General features: G+C 51.8%; 14 protein-coding genes. 10 read left to right on the forward strand and 4 right to left on the reverse strand.

Annotation, left to right across the window (positions count from 1 at the left end; translation table 11 throughout):
• Nucleotides 1-12: 12 nt before the first annotated feature.
• Nucleotides 13-1,956, reverse strand: a complete 1,944-nt coding sequence (locus ACIHKT_RS02895) for a fructose-1,6-bisphosphatase (RefSeq protein WP_086035399.1) — start codon at nt 1,954-1,956, stop codon at nt 13-15.
• Between the two features lie 266 nt (nt 1,957-2,222).
• Here ACIHKT_RS02895 and ACIHKT_RS02900 point away from each other — a divergent pair, with 266 nt between their 5' ends.
• The 7 genes from ACIHKT_RS02900 to ACIHKT_RS02930 all read left to right on the forward strand — a co-directional run bounded on the left by ACIHKT_RS02900 (nt 2,223) and on the right by ACIHKT_RS02930 (nt 9,196).
• A complete protein-coding gene (locus ACIHKT_RS02900; RefSeq protein ID WP_174193334.1) occupies nt 2,223-3,152 on the forward strand; it encodes a phosphate ABC transporter substrate-binding protein in 930 nt (309 codons plus the stop codon).
• A gap of 71 nt (nt 3,153-3,223) precedes the next feature.
• Nucleotides 3,224-4,123, forward strand: coding sequence for a phosphate ABC transporter permease subunit PstC (gene pstC, locus ACIHKT_RS02905; RefSeq protein WP_086035401.1), 900 nt, complete (start codon nt 3,224-3,226; stop codon nt 4,121-4,123).
• Nucleotides 4,120-5,022 (forward strand): phosphate ABC transporter permease PstA, encoded by a 903-nt coding sequence (gene pstA / locus ACIHKT_RS02910; protein ID WP_174193332.1) that lies wholly within the window; start codon nt 4,120-4,122, stop codon nt 5,020-5,022. The genes pstC and pstA overlap by 4 nt, the downstream gene beginning before the upstream one ends.
• A gap of 23 nt (nt 5,023-5,045) precedes the next feature.
• Entirely contained in the window at nt 5,046-5,951 is a 906-nt protein-coding gene (gene pstB, locus ACIHKT_RS02915; RefSeq protein WP_174193330.1) for a phosphate ABC transporter ATP-binding protein PstB, read from the forward strand.
• Between the two features lie 64 nt (nt 5,952-6,015).
• A complete protein-coding gene (phoU, locus tag ACIHKT_RS02920) occupies nt 6,016-6,693 on the forward strand; it encodes a phosphate signaling complex protein PhoU (RefSeq protein ID WP_086035403.1) in 678 nt (225 codons plus the stop codon).
• 20 nt (nt 6,694-6,713) lie between these two features.
• A complete protein-coding gene (locus tag ACIHKT_RS02925; RefSeq protein WP_086035404.1) occupies nt 6,714-7,448 on the forward strand; it encodes a response regulator transcription factor in 735 nt (244 codons plus the stop codon).
• The gene (locus ACIHKT_RS02930; RefSeq protein ID WP_236849662.1) at nt 7,445-9,196 is read left to right on the forward strand and encodes an ATP-binding protein; all 1,752 of its coding nucleotides are present in this window, start codon (nt 7,445-7,447) and stop codon (nt 9,194-9,196) included. Before ACIHKT_RS02925 ends, ACIHKT_RS02930 begins: the two co-directional genes overlap by 4 nt.
• A gap of 36 nt (nt 9,197-9,232) precedes the next feature.
• Here ACIHKT_RS02930 and ACIHKT_RS02935 read toward each other — a convergent pair whose 3' ends face one another.
• Complete coding sequence (locus ACIHKT_RS02935; RefSeq protein WP_086035405.1) at nt 9,233-9,634, reverse strand: UbiA prenyltransferase family protein; 402 nt, start codon at nt 9,632-9,634, stop codon at nt 9,233-9,235.
• Nucleotides 9,635-9,880: 246 nt separating this feature from the next.
• Between ACIHKT_RS02935 and ACIHKT_RS02940 the strand changes: the two genes are divergently transcribed.
• Nucleotides 9,881-11,035 carry a DHHA1 domain-containing protein gene (locus ACIHKT_RS02940; protein ID WP_174193328.1) on the forward strand — a complete coding sequence of 385 codons (1,155 nt, stop codon included), beginning with the start codon at nt 9,881-9,883 and terminating at the stop codon, nt 11,033-11,035.
• A 125-nt stretch (nt 11,036-11,160) separates the two neighbouring features.
• Here the strand turns inward: ACIHKT_RS02940 and ACIHKT_RS02945 are convergent, their stop codons facing one another.
• Nucleotides 11,161-12,414, reverse strand: a complete 1,254-nt coding sequence (locus ACIHKT_RS02945; protein WP_086035407.1) for an acetate/propionate family kinase — start codon at nt 12,412-12,414, stop codon at nt 11,161-11,163.
• Between the two features lie 135 nt (nt 12,415-12,549).
• Here ACIHKT_RS02945 and ACIHKT_RS02950 point away from each other — a divergent pair, with 135 nt between their 5' ends.
• A complete protein-coding gene (locus tag ACIHKT_RS02950; RefSeq protein ID WP_086035408.1) occupies nt 12,550-13,755 on the forward strand; it encodes a nucleotidyltransferase family protein in 1,206 nt (401 codons plus the stop codon).
• Nucleotides 13,752-14,687 (forward strand): hypothetical protein, encoded by a 936-nt coding sequence (locus tag ACIHKT_RS02955; protein ID WP_086035409.1) that lies wholly within the window; start codon nt 13,752-13,754, stop codon nt 14,685-14,687. Before ACIHKT_RS02950 ends, ACIHKT_RS02955 begins: the two co-directional genes overlap by 4 nt.
• Nucleotides 14,688-14,875: 188 nt before the next feature.
• Here ACIHKT_RS02955 and ACIHKT_RS02960 read toward each other — a convergent pair whose 3' ends face one another.
• Nucleotides 14,876-16,234 (reverse strand): PFL family protein, encoded by a 1,359-nt coding sequence (locus ACIHKT_RS02960; protein WP_086035410.1) that lies wholly within the window; start codon nt 16,232-16,234, stop codon nt 14,876-14,878.
• Nucleotides 16,235-16,244: the final 10 nt, after the last annotated feature.

Raw genomic sequence — 16,244 nt, forward strand, 5'->3', positions numbered from 1 at the left:
AGCGGCCGTGAATTATTTGCGAATCTTTTCTTTGCACTGGCCGGAACGGTAAGCTGCCAGGAGGTCTTCCAATTCCGCTATTTGCTGACGCAGTTCGGCGCCGGTGTCTGTGTCACCGACGGTCACGCGCTTTTTAACCGCTTCTACAATCTGTACCTTGGGGCTTTGCTCTTCCATTCGTTTGCCAGGAGCCAGCGGCATGTGCTGCGCCAGTGCTAGATAGTGTGAGTTGTAAACCAACGTATAGCCGCCGATGCCGGTCTGATTTTGGTAGGCTTTGCTGATGCCGCCGTCTATCATAAAGAGTTTTCCGCCAGCCTTAATGGGGGACTCTCCCTCTTTCAGACGAACGGGCACATGGCCGTTGATAATATGGCTGGTGGCGGGGTCCAGTCCGAACTCTTCCAGAATATTTTCACAGACTTTTTGGTCATCCAGATGGGTATAATAAGGATTCATGACCTCCACGCGTGTTTTCGGGTCGTCCAGAAAATACCGTTCAAACATGGACAGCTTGCTCTTTCCGAACAGAGGAGAAAGCGGACCGCACCACAGGTACCATGCGAAATCGGCGGCGTTTTGTTGGACGTGGCTGCCATGCGGCGAGAAGAACATCTGCCGCACAGTCGTATCTATGTAGTCAAAATAGGACTTGCCGCTGTATGTTTTGCCGTTAATGGAAACAGTGGCAAAGGAACCGTCCTTTTTCAGTGGAATGCAGCCATGATACAGCAGGTTTGAGTTACAGGACAGATACATGCTGCCGTTGGAGAACAGGAAGCGAATATGCCGCTGCAAGCGTTCCGAATGACTGAAAGAAGAAACCAGTGCGTGCATAAGCTCCTGCTCTTCCGCTGTCAGTTTCAGCGGGGATTTGGGGTTTACAGTGGGGAAGAGGGTGTCCCGCAGCGGATAGGTAGTACCATCTACCCGAGTGGTATTTGCGGTGAAGTCAATGCGTTCCAGCAGCAGACGGTTTTCCATATGGTATTCGGGGTGCCGGTGAATCAGCTGCCCTTCCAGCTTCAGCTGGATAATCGTGATGGCTTTGTGCATTTTTGCCGCCAGCGGCAGGTCAACGGGGTCATATTCGTTTGCATCCAGTGTGTGGGGAGAGAAGCAGGAGCAGGGGTCATCGGCATAAATGCGGGCTGCAAAATCGGACAGCGGGCGCAGGTTAATACCATAGCCGTCTTCCAGCACATCAAAGTTGTTGTAGCTAATGCCGAGGCGCACCACGTTGGCAACCAATGCCGGACTTCCGCAGGCGGCACCCATCCAGGACATATCGTGGTTGCCCCACTGAATGTCGATGTCTCGCTGCTCCATTAAGGCATCCATAATCACGTCCGCGTGTGGGCCGCGGTCGAACACGTCGCCGATAATATGTAGGCGGTCTACTAAAATGCTTTGAATCAGGTAGCACAGCGCAATAATGAAATCGTCCCCCATGCCGGTTTCCACAATCGTAAAAATGATTTCATGGGTATAATGCTGTTTGTTGCTGCCGCTTGCGTGCATCAATTCGTCTATGATGTAGGCAAAGTTTTCCGGCATTTTTTTACGGACTTTGCTGCGGGTGTACTTGCTTCCGGCATCTTTGCACAGCTCTACTAGGCGGTAAATAGTAATGCGTGACCAGTCGTCATAATTTTCTTTTTGGCGGTGTGCTTTTTCCAGTCCGGATTCCGGGTAATAGATGAGTGCAGCAAGCTCGTCCTGCTCATCGGTGCCAAGGCTCTGTTCAAATAAGTCGTTGATTTTCCGGCGGACAACACCGCTGGCGCTGCGCAGTTGGTATAGGAACGCACCGCTTTCCCCGTGCAGGTCACTGAAAAAGTATTCGGTTCCCTTTGGTAGGGTGAGAATGGCCTTTAGGTTAATAATCTCAGCGGCGGTGGCCTGTGCAGTTGGGTAGGTTCGGCTCATTAGCTTTAGGAAGCGTTCATCCTTCATGGTTACAAATCCTCTCCTTTTTTGGTGGCCTAATGCCGCCATGTCGAATGATTTTGTGACTGAAAAAAAGAAACAAATAAAATTTGCAAGCACTTTTTATAGATATTATACAATCTATTCATTATTGTAACCGCAAAGCACTAAAAAATCAATCTTAATCTGAATCTAATCCGCATTTAACATGGATTTTACACAGGATAAATAAAATGAAAATCGAACGCAGAGGGCAGAATAAAAGGAAACAAACAGAAAAGAGGGCCTTGGTTATGAAAAAAAAAGTAGGTTCTGTTTTAACAGGAGCCATGTGTATGGCGGTTTTCTTTGCGGGGTGTCAGTCGGCCGCGCCGTATTCCGGAACAGGCAGCGGTACAGGTGCTGTTTCCGGTACAGTGATTGGCTCCGGCTCCTCCGCACTGCTGCCGCTGGCGCAGAATGCGGCAAAAGCTTTTAAAGCCAAGAATCCGAATGTTTCGGTTACACTGAATGCCGGCGGTTCCGGCACAGGCCTAAAGCAGGTTGCCGACGGTTCGGTTGATATCGGCAATTCGGACGTTGCCGCCGCGGCCAAGCTTTCATCTGATAGAGCATCTGTACTGGTTGACCACAAAGTTTGTGTTGTTTCCATGGCAACGATTGTCAACAAGGACGTGGGGGACAAGGTTAAAAACCTGACCAAAGAGCAGTTAATTGATATTTTCACGGCAAAGACAAAGAACTGGAAAGAAGTTGGCGGGCCGGATGAACCGATTGTTCTGATGACGCGTCCAAAGACCTCCGGAACCCGCGCACTGTTTGCAAAATATGCGCTGGGGGGTAAGGAAGAGGCCTCAAATGCAGCCCTCGAAACTGACAACTCCGGAATTTTGCTGAAAAGCATTGAAGAGAATAAAGGCGCCGTCGGTTATGTTGCGCTCAGCTATCTGGTGGGCAACAACAAGGACCGTGTTTCCACCATTTCGATTGACGGGACGGCACCGACACTAGAAAATACCTACAACGGAAAATACCCAGTTTGGGGCTACGAGCATATGTACACAAAGGGTGAAGCCAAAGGCGCCGTAAAAGCATATCTCAATTATATTGTATCCAGTGAATACAGCGGCAAAATGGAGGAACTTGGCTATGGCGTAACTTCCAAAATACAATCGTCTGTTACCAACAGCCGCAACGCGGAAGAAAACAAATCCAGCAAGTAAAGAAACCCAGCGGAAAAAGGCGGACGTGCGCTGCCTTTTTTCATTGCAGAGAAAAGAGGAATGCAGAGCAAATGAAGGGAAAGCATAAGGTCAGGAAGGACAACGCCGGCCGTATTGTGGTGACCGCCTTCGGCATTTTTATGATTGCCATTACGTTCGCCATTGGAATTTTCCTTGCGTACAAAGGGCTGGGTACGTTTACAAAGTATGGACACAGTGTGGGGGAATTCCTGTTTTCTTCCCACTGGGACCCGGCGGATGATTTTACGGGCGGCGGCTCGGTCGGTGCGGCGGTTTTCATTGTCGGCTCACTGCTGACCTGCGGCTTGGCTTTGCTCATTGCGCTGCCGGGCAGCATCGCTTCCGCGGTGTTTATGACTGAAATTTCCCCGCGCTTTGGGGAACGTGTCTTTCAGCCCGCGGCGGAAATCTTTGTTGGAATCCCGTCCGTTGTGTACGGCTGGGTTGGCATGAGTGTGCTGGTGCCGTTTATCCGTCGTGTGTTTCACCTGCAGATGGGATACGGTGTACTCACGGCGGCAATCGTATTGGCAATTATGATATATCCGTCTATTACGACCGTTTCGGCGGATGCCATTCGCGGTGTTTCGCGCAGCTGCCGGGAGGCTTCCTATGGCTTGGGGGCCACCCGTTGGCAGACCATTTATAAAACGGTGCTGCCATCGGCTAAGTCCGGAATTTTTACGGGCATTATATTGGGGCTGGCACGCGCCTTTGGCGAAGCGCTGGCGGTGGCCATGGTCATTGGTCAGCGCAAAGCTTTTCCGGTCAATATCTTTTCACCGACGACCAACCTGACTGCGGCCATTGCCGCGGATATGGGCGGCGCGGCGGAAGGCGGCGAGTATAACACAGCATTGTGGACCATGGCACTGCTGCTGCTGCTGATTTCCCTCCTGTTCATTTTTCTGGTACATCTTATTTTGGGAAAGGCGGAAAAGGGAAAATGAAAAATAAAGAACAAGCACAGGCAGCAAGCCGACGCAGCCGCACAGCGGACCGCTTCATGACCGGTGTGTTTTACGCAGTGGCGGGCTTTTTCCTACTGTTGCTGCTCGCTTTTGTGGCGTACATTTTGATTAATGGCTTTCGGGATGCAACACCGCAGATGCTTTCCTTTACAGAGGACGGCGTGGGCAACCAACTGTTTAATACGCTTTATCTCGTCTTTTTAGCACTGCTTATCAGTGTCCCAATTGGCATTTTGGCGGGTATTTATTTGGCTGAGTACGCGAAGGACGGCCCACTAACACATTTTGTCCGCATTTGTGTGGAAGCGCTTTCTTCACTGCCCTCAATTGTCATCGGCCTGTTCGGCTATCTGGTATTCATTTTAATGACGCATTCCCAGTGGAACCTGTTTGCCGGTGCGCTGGCTGTTTCCCTTTTGTGTCTGCCGCTGATTACCACAACAACAGCAGACGCTTTTCGTGCACTGCCACAGGAGTATAAAGAGGGAAGCCTGGCGCTGGGCGCAACACACTGGCAGTCCATTACCAAAATGCTGCTGCCGGCCTGTGTCCCGCGCATTATGACCGGCGTCATTTTGGCCGCCGGCCGCGGATTTGGGGAAGCGGCAGCGTTGCTGTACACGGCGGGTATGAGTACCGACATCAACTGGAGCAACTGGAATTTGGCCTCGCCAACCTGTGCGCTCAACCCATTCCGCCCCGGTGAAACGCTGGCTTTGCAGGTATGGGCTTCCCGAACGGAATCGATTGCCGCCAATGCGACGCAGATTGCCAACTTCAGTTCCGCCATTCTTATCCTGTTGGTGCTGCTTTTCAGCCTGCTGGCACGTCTGCTTAACCGCCATTTGGACCGGAAAGCAACCGGTACCGAGTCATGAACCGAAAAATAGGGAGGTTGCGTATGAATAACGGAGAAATGACATGGAGCAGCAGTATCCGCACAGCGGCCGCTCCGCAGACAACGCAGCAGGAAAAAACTGCTGCACAGCTGGCAGATGGGGAAGAGGACAAAACGGTTTATGGGGAACTTTCCGGTATCGACCACGTCAAAGTCGGCATTGAAAATCTTAACCTGTACTATGAAAGTGCACAGGATTCCCTGCACGCGCTGAAAAATCTAACTATGCGGATTGCATCAAACCGCATTACGGCTTTTATCGGGCCTTCTGGATGCGGCAAGTCCACTTGCCTGAAAACGCTGAACCGTATGAATGATTTGGTCCCTGGCTGCCGCATTACCGGCTCCATTACAATAGACGGACAGGACATTTATGCACCGGATATGGATGTAACCCTGCTGCGCAAACGGGCAGGCATGGTCTTTCAAAAAGCCAACCCCTTTCCCATGAGCATTTATGATAATATTGCCTATGGACCACGCATTCACGGTACTAAGAACAAGGCAAAACTGGACGAGATTGTGGAAACCAGCCTAAAGGCAGCGGCCCTGTGGGACGAAGTAAAAGACCGGCTGAAAAAAAGCGCGCTGGGTATGTCCGGCGGGCAGCAACAGCGGCTGTGCATTGCACGGGCGCTGGCTGTGCAGCCAGAAATTCTATTGATGGATGAACCCACCAGTGCGCTGGACCCAATCTCTACACTGAAGATAGAGGACCTGATGGACGACCTGCGCAAAAAGTATACGGTCGTTATTGTGACACATAATATGCAGCAGGCGGCCCGCATTGCGGACAATACAGCATTTTTTCTGATGGGGCATTTGGTGGAATACACAAATACAACCGCTATGTTTAATAACCCCACAGACGCACGCACCGAGCGCTATATTACAGGCCGTTTCGGCTGACAAAGACCGGGCGGAGATTTGGACAGAATGCAGTCAGTATGCTATGATAAGGGAGGCAGTCAAGTTGCCCAGAAAACATTTTGACCAGGAGCTGGAACAGCTTACACAGAGAATTACCGAAATGGGAGATGCCATTCACGAACGGATTGTGTCTACTATCCGTGTGCTTCGTACCGGGGATACCGAACTTGCCCGGCAGATTGCAGGAAGTGACGGCAGCATTGACCATATGGAAAATGAAAACGAGAAGCTTTGCCTGAACCTAATTGTCAGTCAGCAGCCGATTGCCAGTGACCTGCGCACCATTGCCGGCAGTTTAAAAATCCTGACGGATATGGAGCGGGAAGCGGACCAGTGTGCGGACATCTGTGAAATGGTTGCTGCCGAGGGGTTGTCGGACAGCCAAAGCTTGCCGCTTAGCCATATCGTTGCCACACTGGAAAAAGTGGATAATATGTTTTCTGGAGCGATGGATGTTTTCCTAAGCCAAGATGTGGAGCGGGCCAGAGAAATTTGCCAAGCCGATGACGAAGTGGACGCTCTGTTTGGGAAAATTGTATTGGAAGTTTGCACGTCCATTGCGCAGAATTCGTCCCATGTCATGCGTGACGCGGATTTATTGTTCATTATTAAATATGTGGAACGCATGGGAGACCACGCAACCAATATCGCGGAATGGGTTATCTATATGGTAACAGGGGAACACAAAGATTTAAATAAAGGTGGGAAAATTATTCCCTGACGGGCTTTCCTGTAAGAGAAATGCCGGAAGAGGAGGAACAGGCAGTGGCACTGGTGTATATCGCAGATGATGAACGGAATATTCGAAAGCTGATTGCATTTGGCTTAAAAGACGCCGGCTTTGAAACCGGCGAATTTCCGGACGGAGAAACGCTGCTGCAGGGCATCCGTCTGCGGCGGCCGGATGCCGTCCTGCTGGACTGGATGATGCCGGGAATGGATGGTCTGCAGATATGTCGTGCTCTGCGGCAGAACGAGAAAACACACGCGATTCCCATTTTGATGCTGACCGCAAAAGGGGAGGAAATTGATAAAGTCCTGGGCCTGGAAATGGGCGCAGATGACTACATAACAAAACCGTTCGGCATAAAGGAATTGTGTGCCCGTGTGCGTGCGGTGCTGCGGCGTGCTTCTCGGCAGCCGAACGTGCCGGAGTCGGTCCTGAATGGGGCGGGCATTCATGTGGACGTTACCCGCCATACCGTACAAAAAGTTGGGCAGGAAGTGGAGCTGACCGCAAAAGAATTTGACCTTTTGTGTATGTTGATGCGTCACGCGGGCAAGGTCCTTACACGGGACACCCTGTTGGACAAAGTCTGGGGTGTGGCCTATTTTGGCGATACCCGCACTGTGGACGTTCATGTGCGTTACCTGCGTCAGAAAATAGAAGATAATCCGGACAATCCCACTCGAATCCTGACTGTGCGCGGTGTAGGCTACAAATTTTGTACACAGGAGGCGGCTGAGAACACTTGAAAAAGAAAATGGCGCTGCTGAATGTTCTGATTGTTGTGGTCAGCTTTGTGGCAGCTTTTTTGTTATGCGCTTTTCAGCTGCGCAGCCAGTATCAGCGGGAATTCAGCCGACGGCTGGACGCGGTTCTGTCCCTTTCTTCGTTGGAGTCCGAGCAGTTTGCAGAAAATCCGCAGAAGGAAGCACAGAGGCTTGGCAGTGCCCTGCAAAAAGCAGGGCAGCAGGTGCGTGTCAGCATTATTGAACGAAGCGGCCGTGTGATTGGGGACAGCGAATGTAAGGATATCCACGAAAACCACTTGCAGCGGCCGGAGGTACAGCAAGCCCTGCACAGCGGCCGCGGCTATGACCTGCGTCAGAGTGAAACCACACATGAAGGGTATTTGTATGCGGCACAGCGCGTGAATGCCCAGTATATTCTGCGTGCAGCGCTGCGCACAACCGAAATGGATACGGCCATGCGGAATTTGGCGGTCACAGCGGGTATTTGTTTGGCTGTCGGCATTTTCATTGCATGTGCGGCAACACTGCCGATGCTGTCCCACACGTTTCAGCCGCTTCAGGAACTGACCAGTGCGGCGGAGGAAATCAGCCGGGGAAATTACAGCAGCCGAATGTCTGTAAAGAATCCCAATGATGAGGTAGGCAGACTGGCACGCTCGTTTAATCGAATGAGCTGCAGTACCGAAAATGCCATACTAGAGCTGCGCCACAGCCAAAGCCGTCTGAAAAGTTTGCTGGAAGGCATGGACGACGGTGTACTTGCCATTGACGGGGAGGGACGCGTCCTGTTCTTTAATGAACGGCTTCGAAAGTTGCTTTCCTGTCCCAATCTGGCGGTCGGTTCGTCCCTTGACAGCAGCCTGCTGTTAAATCATGTTGGCAGAGTTATGCAGCAGGCACGAATAAGCGGCGTACCCTATAAGGAACAAATTGCCGGTGTGACGGAGGGCCAGCAGTTTACCGTGTATGCGGCGGTGGCGGAAGAGGATAAATGTGTTTTGGCTGTTGTCAGTGACATCAGCCGCATGAAGCGCTTAGAGCAGATGCGCAGTGAATTTGTGGGCAATGTCACCCATGAGCTGAAAACACCGCTGACCTCTATCCGTGCCAGCATCGAGCTGCTGAAAAGCGAAAATCGTGATGCCGAAACCCGAGCCTATTTTTACGATGTGCTGGATATGGAAGCGGAACGTTTGCAGCACCTGATTGACGATATGCTGGCGCTTTCCCGTTTGGAAAATATGCGGGAGGACCCGGCGGCGCACCCTGTCAGTGTAGCGAAAGCGGTTGCTGCCAGCGTGAAGCGGCTGAAGCCCGCCGCACAGAAAAATGAGGTCACTGTCAGCTGTCAGGTGGACCCTGCGCTTTATGTCTGCTGTTCTCCCATGCGGCTGGAGCAGCTGTTTGGCAACCTGATTGAAAATGCGGTCAAGTATAACCGGCCCGGCGGCACCGTTACGGTGACGGGTGCAGTACAGCGGGAGGCCGCTGCTGTGCGGGTACAGGATACGGGAATAGGGATTGCGCCGCAGCATATTCCGCGTCTGTTTGAGCGGTTTTACCGGGTAGATACCAGCCGATCCCGTGAAATCGGCGGTACGGGATTGGGACTTTCTATCGTGAAGCACATCGCCGTTTTATACGGCGGTGATATCAGTGTGGAAAGCAAGGTCGGGGAAGGCTCCACCTTTACGGTACGTCTGCCGCTGGCCTGCCCGAAAGCAGAAAACAATAGCCTGCCGGATTAAAAAAGAAGGTCCTCGCTGTTTTGCGAAGACCTTCTTTTACGCTTTTTTAATAAATTCTGTTTTACAGACTGGACATTTAATGCAGATCTTTCCGCGTCCACGCGGAACACGTAGGGTGGCTTTGCACTTTGGGCAACGGTAGTAGCGATAGACCTTGCGGTCTGCCCAGCGTGCGCGCCCGGTTTGAAAAGAACGGAAAACTGGCTGCATGATAGAAAGGAATTTTTGATTTTCCGCCCAGCGCTTTTCATTTTTACGGGACAGCATACGGTACAGTGCGAACAGCAGGACCGCAGTCGACAGAACTGCAAAAATCAGGTAGGGCAAACCGTGAAGGAACAGACAGACAACATTGAGGATAAGGAACAGTACAAACAGCCCCAGCATCAGTTGGTCAGGACCATGGCGCCCGTACATGAACCTCTGCAGCCAATTCATATAATACCACCTTCTATAAAAATGAAAAAATTCGTCTTTGTTATCGATTGTACAACAGGGACGGCGCTATTTCAATGAGATATAAAGTAATTTTAAACATTCTTTACAACTTGTTCAAGAAAGCCGGACAGGAATTTATCTGCATCTGCGGGAATGACTTTATATTTCAATAAAGGAATTATATATCCCTTTCCCATGCGGTATAATGTAGGAAAAGAAAATTTATACAGCCGAGGTGTTCGTGTTTTGGAAACTGCAAAACTGTATTATGAAAATAGCTATCAGCGTACTTTTCGTGCAAAGGTGCTTTCCTGTGAAAAAACAAAGTCTGGCTGGCAGATTGTCTTGAACCGCACTGCTTTTTATCCGGAAGGCGGCGGACAGCCGGGCGACCAAGGTGTGTTGGACCGCGTAAATGTGCTGGATACACATATCAAGGACGGCTTGATTCTGCACCAAACAGACGCACCTCTTCCGGTTGGCAAGCAGGTGACCGGCGGCATTAACTGGCCACTGCGCCGTTCGCGTATGCAGGAACATACAGGTGAGCATATTCTTTCCGGTGTGCTGCACCGCTTTTTCGGTGTTACCAATGTCGGCTTTCACATGGGCAGTACCTGTGTGACGCTGGATTTGGACAAGCCGCTGGATGAAAGCCAGATTCTGCTGGGGGAGCGTCTTGCCAATGAGGCCGTTTACCAAGACCTGCCGGTGCAGATAAGTTACCCGGACGCGGAAACATTGAAAACGCTGGACTATCGCAGCAAAAAGGAACTGACCGGCCGTGTGCGCATTGTAACGATTCCCGGCTATGATGTCTGCGCTTGCTGCGGCACACACGTCGCGCACACCGGTGAAGTCGGTATGGTCAAGGTGCTGAATTGGATGCACTACAAGGGCGGTGTACGCATCTTTATGCTGTGCGGCAGCCGCGCGCTGAAAGATTACAGCGGCCGCCTTGCTGACATCAGTGCGGTTTCCAATCTGCTTTCCGCAAAACCGGAGAAGGCGGCGGAAGCCGTACAGCATGTTCTCGAAGAAAAAGACACCCTGCAGCGCCGGCTGGATAGCGTACAGAACGAACTTTTCACTGTCAAGGCAAACGAAGCCACACCGGGTGAAAATGGCCTTCTGTGTTGTTTTGAAGATGGTTTGCGGCCGGATGATCTGCGCCATTATGCGTCACTGCTGGCGTCCAAGTGTCCGCGTGCAGCAGCTGTTTTCAGCGGAAAAGACGGCAGGTATCGTTTTGTTTTGGCCAGCGAAAAAGAGGACGTGCGTCCGCTGGGCAAAGAAATGAGTGCGGCGCTGAACGGCCGCGGCGGCGGCAAACCAAATTTCATACAGGGACAGGTACAGGCTTCCTGCACCAAAATTGAAAACTGGTTTGCACAAAAATAATCAATCAATTTTTGTCCTTTGGAAGGCAGCAAAGACTGGACAGAAAAAAGGCCTTGCAGAGAATCCTCTGGCAAGACCTTTTTGTTTCAAAAATTTCTGCTTTTTATGACAAGGGACCGGAATAATTAGATGTCTTCCGGGTCGACAACTGTCTTATCTTCTGTCTTTGCGTAGGTCAGTTTATCAACAATGTCACGGGTATCGCGGGCAATCATCAGTTCCTCGTTGGTATTGATGACATACACTGGTACCAGAGAATCAAATGCGCTGATTTTGCCTTCTTTGCCAAGCTTTGTTGCATCGTTTGCCACACCGTCAATCTTAACACCCATGTAGTGCAGATAACGGCAGACGTTGTAACGCATGACAGGCTGGTTTTCACCGATGCCTGCTTCAAAGGTAATGACATCTACGCCGTTCATAGCAGCAGCGTATGCGCCGATGAACTTTGCAATCTGATAGTTCAGAATCTGATGAGTCAGGATTGAACGGTGTTCGCCGCGGATTTCTGCATTGGTGACATCACGGTCATCCGCATAGCCGGAAACACCCAGCATACCGGATTTGCGGTTCAGGATGTTGTCCATCTGGTCCGGTGTCAGGTTTTCTTCTTTCATAATATATGTAACAACGGAGGGGTCCAGGGAGCCGGAACGTGTGCCCATCATGAAGCCGTCCAGAGGCGTCAGGCCCATGCTGGTATCTACTACTTTGCCGCCCTCAATAGCTGTAATGGAGGAGCCGTTGCCAATGTGGCAGCTGATAATCTTCAGGTCTTCAATTGGTTCATGCATCAGGTGGGCAACATGCATGGAAACATAACGGTGGCTGGTGCCGTGGAAGCCGTAGCGACGGATTTTGTACTTTTCGTAGTATTCCCACGGAATCGGATAGATAAAGGCCTTTGCGGGCATGGTAGAATGGAAGCTGGTATCAAATACAACAACTTCCGGCATGTCTTTGCCAAAAACTTCCTGGCAGGCATTGATGCCGTCCAGTTCGGGGCGGTTGTGCAGTGGTGCCAGCGGAATAAGGCTTTCAATGCCTTTCTTCACTTCATCAGTGACAAGAACAGAGGACTTAAACAAATCGCCGCCCTGCACAATGCGGTGGCCAATCGCGGAAACCTCACTCAGGTCTTTGATGACGCCATAAGTTTTGTCCACCAGAACTTTTGTGACCATCTCAAAAGCGGCCTTATGATTGGGAATGGAAACATCCTCACCCATTTTGCGGCCGTCAGCAGTGGTCACACCAAAGTGACCATTTTCCTGACCGATGCGCTCACAGTTGCCTTTGCACATCATTTTTTCCGTATCCATATCAATCAGCTGATATTTCAAAGAAGAACTGCCCGCATTGATGACAAGAACTTTCATTTTTGGAACCTCCATTATTCATTTATTCATTTTCTATGTCATTCAGCTTGGAAAGAGCCTAAATACGGTATTATAATAATACAAAAAGCATAGAAATTCAAGTCCGGTAATTGTTAAAAAGGGAGAAAGGAACCCATGCAGCTGGCAATCATTATTGCAGAATATGACCCATTCCACCGCGGCCATATGGCGCTGGTGCGTGCGGTGCGTGCGGCGGGTGCCACCCATGTGGCGGCCATTATGAGCGGCAGCTTTTTGCAGCGGGGCGCGGCGGCCTGCTTTTCCAAGTGGGCGCGAACCCGACAGGCCCTTGCGGGCGGCGTGGATTTGGTCGCCGAGCTGCCGGTTCCATGGGCTGTTTCCGGTGCGGAAACTTTTGCGCGGGGCGGGGTGGCACTGGCGGATGCGCTGGGCGCGGATATGCTGGCCTTTGGAAGTGAATGCGGCAGTGCAGACCAGTTGCAGCGTGCCGCGGAAGTGCTGCTGTGCCCGGAATTCGGTTCCCGGCTGCGGCGGCTGATGAAAGACGGCACGCCGTTTGCCGTGGCCCGGGAAGCAGCCGTGACTGCGCTGGCAGGGGCGGATACGGCTGCACTGCTGCGTACGCCCAACAACATTTTGGGAATTGAGTATTGTAAGGCAATGAAAATACAGCAAAGCCGTATGCAGCCATTTACCATCTGCCGGCAGGGAGCAGAACACGGCAGTATGTCCGAAAGCAGCATTCCTTCTGCCAGCCGTATCCGAACATTGGTGCAGAGCCATGGAAACTGGGCCGATGCACTGCCGGAAGGAAGCGCCGCCGTTGTGCGGCGGGAACTGCAGGCGGGCAGGGCACCAGCCTCTCTTGACCGGCTGGAGCGTGCAGTCCTGTATCGTCTGCGCACTATGTCACGCGCGGAATATGCCAGCTTGCCCGACCTTTCCGAGGGGCTGGAAAACCGGATCTTCAAGGCGGCACAAAGGGCGTGTTCGCTGGAAGAATTGTTTCGCCTCACAAAAACCCGGCGCTACAGTCTGGCACGGCTGCATCGGGTGGTGCTTTCTGCTTTTCTTGGCTTGCGTGCGGCAGACAGTACCGATTATCCGCCCTATCTGCACATCTTGGGCTTCGGTCCCGGCGGCCGGCAGGTCCTTGCCTGTGCCGCGGGGAAGGGTGCACTGCCTCTGCTGACACATACTTCCGACAAACAAAGACTTGACAGCACGGGGCAAAACGTGCTTTCATTAGAACGCAGAGCAACAAATATCTGGGCACTGTGCTGCCCAAGACCATGTCCGGCAGGGCTGGATGAAACTGCTGGAATACTGGTACTTGAAAAAGGTGAGTGTTGTACATGAGTATCGATGTCAAGGAAGTGGAGTACAGTAACTACGGCCGATGCCTGCGCATCAGCAACCACTTTATTGATGTACTGGTTACCATTGACTTTGGCCCGCGCATTGCCCGTATCGGCTTTTTGGACGGTCCCAACCTGCTTTACTGGGATGAGGAGAGAAGCCACGTCTTTGCCAATGAAAAGCTAAAAGCCTATTATGGACCGAAAGCGGCATTTTATGAATATGGCGGTCACCGTATCTGCCCTGCGCCGGACCGAATGCCGCAAAGCTATTACCCGGACAACGAACCGGTTGTTTACGGCCTGCTGAACGGCGGTGTCAGCTTTACACCGCCGCAGCAGAAAAAAAATGACCTGCAGCTGTCCTTTGACGTTATGATGGGGGCAGATGCCTCTGACCTAATGATTGTCAATAAGCTGCGGAACTGTTCCCATGAAAAGAAGCGTTTGTCTTTATGCGGCAGCACCATGCTGGCGCCGGGCGGTATAGTGGTTATTCCGCAGAACGTTGGCAGTGAGGAAAAACACATGCCGAACCGGAACTTCAGCCTATGGCCTTTTTCCAGTTTCCGGGATGAGCGGCTGTCACTGGGGGATAAGTATATTTTGGTACGGCAGTCCCTGTATGGAAAGAATTTAAAATTCGGTGTGAATGACCTGCAGGGCTGGGTTGGATACTCCAATCACGGCTGTACGCTGGTTAAGCGCTTTGTTCATGCGGTGGGGCAGCCGTATCCAGACTTTGGTTCTTCGCTGGAAACGTATATCTGCGACGACTACGCGGACCTGCGCACGCTTTCGCCTCTCTACACAGTAGAGCCGGGGGAGGGCATTCGTCATGTGGAAAATATCGCATTGTTTCATTCGCCGGACCTGCAGATGAATCTGCCGGAAGCAACGGTAGATGACTTTGTGTGTCATTTGGGTATCTAGGTGTTTCCCGGCGGCAAAGTACAGAGGACGCACGTTTGCGGGCCTATTCGGTGGAATCGACGTCATTGCTTTCGGGTATGAAGAACCTCCTATATCCAGACGAAAATCTATTTGAAACGGCCGATTGATAGGCAAAACAGCACTTCGATATTTTATCGAAGTGCTGTTCTTTATCTAATCACATCAATTTAGTTTTTCAGGCTCTGCATGGGTGCGGGCAGACGGCCGCCGCGGTCGATAAATTTCTTTGGAGACCAGCGGTTGACTTCCATAACTGGGCTGTGACCAAACAGGCCGCCAAAGTTGAGGTCGTCGCCGGCTTTTTTGCCGATGGCCGGAATCACACGCACAGCGGTCGTTTTGAGGTTGACCATGCCGATGGCGGCTTCATCCGCAATAATACCAGAAATCACTTCAGGAGGCGTATCGCCCGGGATGGCTATCATATCCAGTCCAACACTGCACACGGCCGTCATGGCTTCCAGTTTGTTGATTGTCAGACAGCCGCACTTTGCCGCGTCAATCATACCGGCATCTTCTGATACAGGGATAAAGGCACCGGACAGACCGCCAACATGGGAGCTTGCCATAATGCCGCCTTTCTTTACAGCGTCATTCAGCAAGGCAAGGCAGGCGGTCGTTCCACAGGCACCACAGCGCTCCAGTCCCATTTCCTCCAGAATATGCGCGACTGAATCACCCACGGCTGGCGTCGGTGCAAGGGATAGGTCCACAATGCCAAACGGCACACATAGGCGGCGGCTGGCTTCCTGTGCCACCAGCTGTCCCATACGGGTGATTTTAAAAGCGGTCTTTTTCACAATATCCGCCACTTCACTAAGGTCGCCGTCCGGGCACTTGTGCAGTGCAGCGCGCACGACACCGGGGCCGGATACGCCGACGTTAATGACGCAGTCCGGCTCGCCAATGCCATGCATGGCGCCTGCCATAAAGGGGTTGTCCTCGGGTGCGTTGCAGAAAACGACCAGCTTGGAGGGACCGATGCAGCCCTGGTCCACGGTTGCTTCTGAACATTTCAGGACGATTTGCCCCATTTTTTTAATGGCGTCCATATTCAGGCCGGCTTTGGTGGTGCCGACGTTGACACTGGAGCAGACACAGTCTGTTTCCGCCAGAGCCTGCGGAATGCTGTCAATTAAAGCATAGTCGCCGGGACCGAAGCCTTTCTGCACCAGTGCGGAGTAGCCGCCAATGAGGTTGACGCCGACCGCTTTGGCGGCACGGTCCAGTGTCTTGGCAAAGCGCACGGGATTCCGGTCCTGACAGGCACCGGCCACAATGGCAATCGGTGTGACGGAAATACGCTTATGAATAATGGGAATTCCGTAGTCCTTGCTGATTTCTTCGCCGGTCTGCACCAGCTTGCCGGCATAGCGGCAAATTTTGTCGTAAATTTTATCACACGCGCGGTCCGGGTCGCTGTCGATACAGTCTAGCAGCGAAATACCCATGGTGATGGTGCGTATGTCGAGGTTATCATTGTCAATCATCTGGATAGTTTCCAGGATATCATGGGTGTCGATCATAATTCTTTAT

It is taken from the genome of Caproicibacterium sp. XB2, assembly GCF_044880635.1.
In the GTDB taxonomy this organism is placed as follows: Bacteria; Bacillota; Clostridia; order Oscillospirales; family Acutalibacteraceae; genus Caproicibacterium; species Caproicibacterium lactatifermentans.

Coding starts and splice junctions, on each gene's coding strand:
- ACIHKT_RS02895 (WP_086035399.1), bottom strand. CDS start 1,956: ATGAAGGATGAACGCTTCCTAAAGCTAATGAGCCGAACCTACCCAACT.
- ACIHKT_RS02900 (WP_174193334.1), top strand. CDS start 2,223: ATGAAAAAAAAAGTAGGTTCTGTTTTAACAGGAGCCATGTGTATGGCG.
- pstC (WP_086035401.1), top strand. CDS start 3,224: ATGAAGGGAAAGCATAAGGTCAGGAAGGACAACGCCGGCCGTATTGTG.
- pstA (WP_174193332.1), top strand. CDS start 4,120: ATGAAAAATAAAGAACAAGCACAGGCAGCAAGCCGACGCAGCCGCACA.
- pstB (WP_174193330.1), top strand. CDS start 5,046: ATGAATAACGGAGAAATGACATGGAGCAGCAGTATCCGCACAGCGGCC.
- ACIHKT_RS02925 (WP_086035404.1), top strand. CDS start 6,714: ATGCCGGAAGAGGAGGAACAGGCAGTGGCACTGGTGTATATCGCAGAT.
- ACIHKT_RS02935 (WP_086035405.1), bottom strand. CDS start 9,634: ATGAATTGGCTGCAGAGGTTCATGTACGGGCGCCATGGTCCTGACCAA.
- ACIHKT_RS02945 (WP_086035407.1), bottom strand. CDS start 12,414: ATGAAAGTTCTTGTCATCAATGCGGGCAGTTCTTCTTTGAAATATCAG.
- ACIHKT_RS02950 (WP_086035408.1), top strand. CDS start 12,550: ATGCAGCTGGCAATCATTATTGCAGAATATGACCCATTCCACCGCGGC.
- ACIHKT_RS02955 (WP_086035409.1), top strand. CDS start 13,752: ATGAGTATCGATGTCAAGGAAGTGGAGTACAGTAACTACGGCCGATGC.
- ACIHKT_RS02960 (WP_086035410.1), bottom strand. CDS start 16,234: ATGATCGACACCCATGATATCCTGGAAACTATCCAGATGATTGACAAT.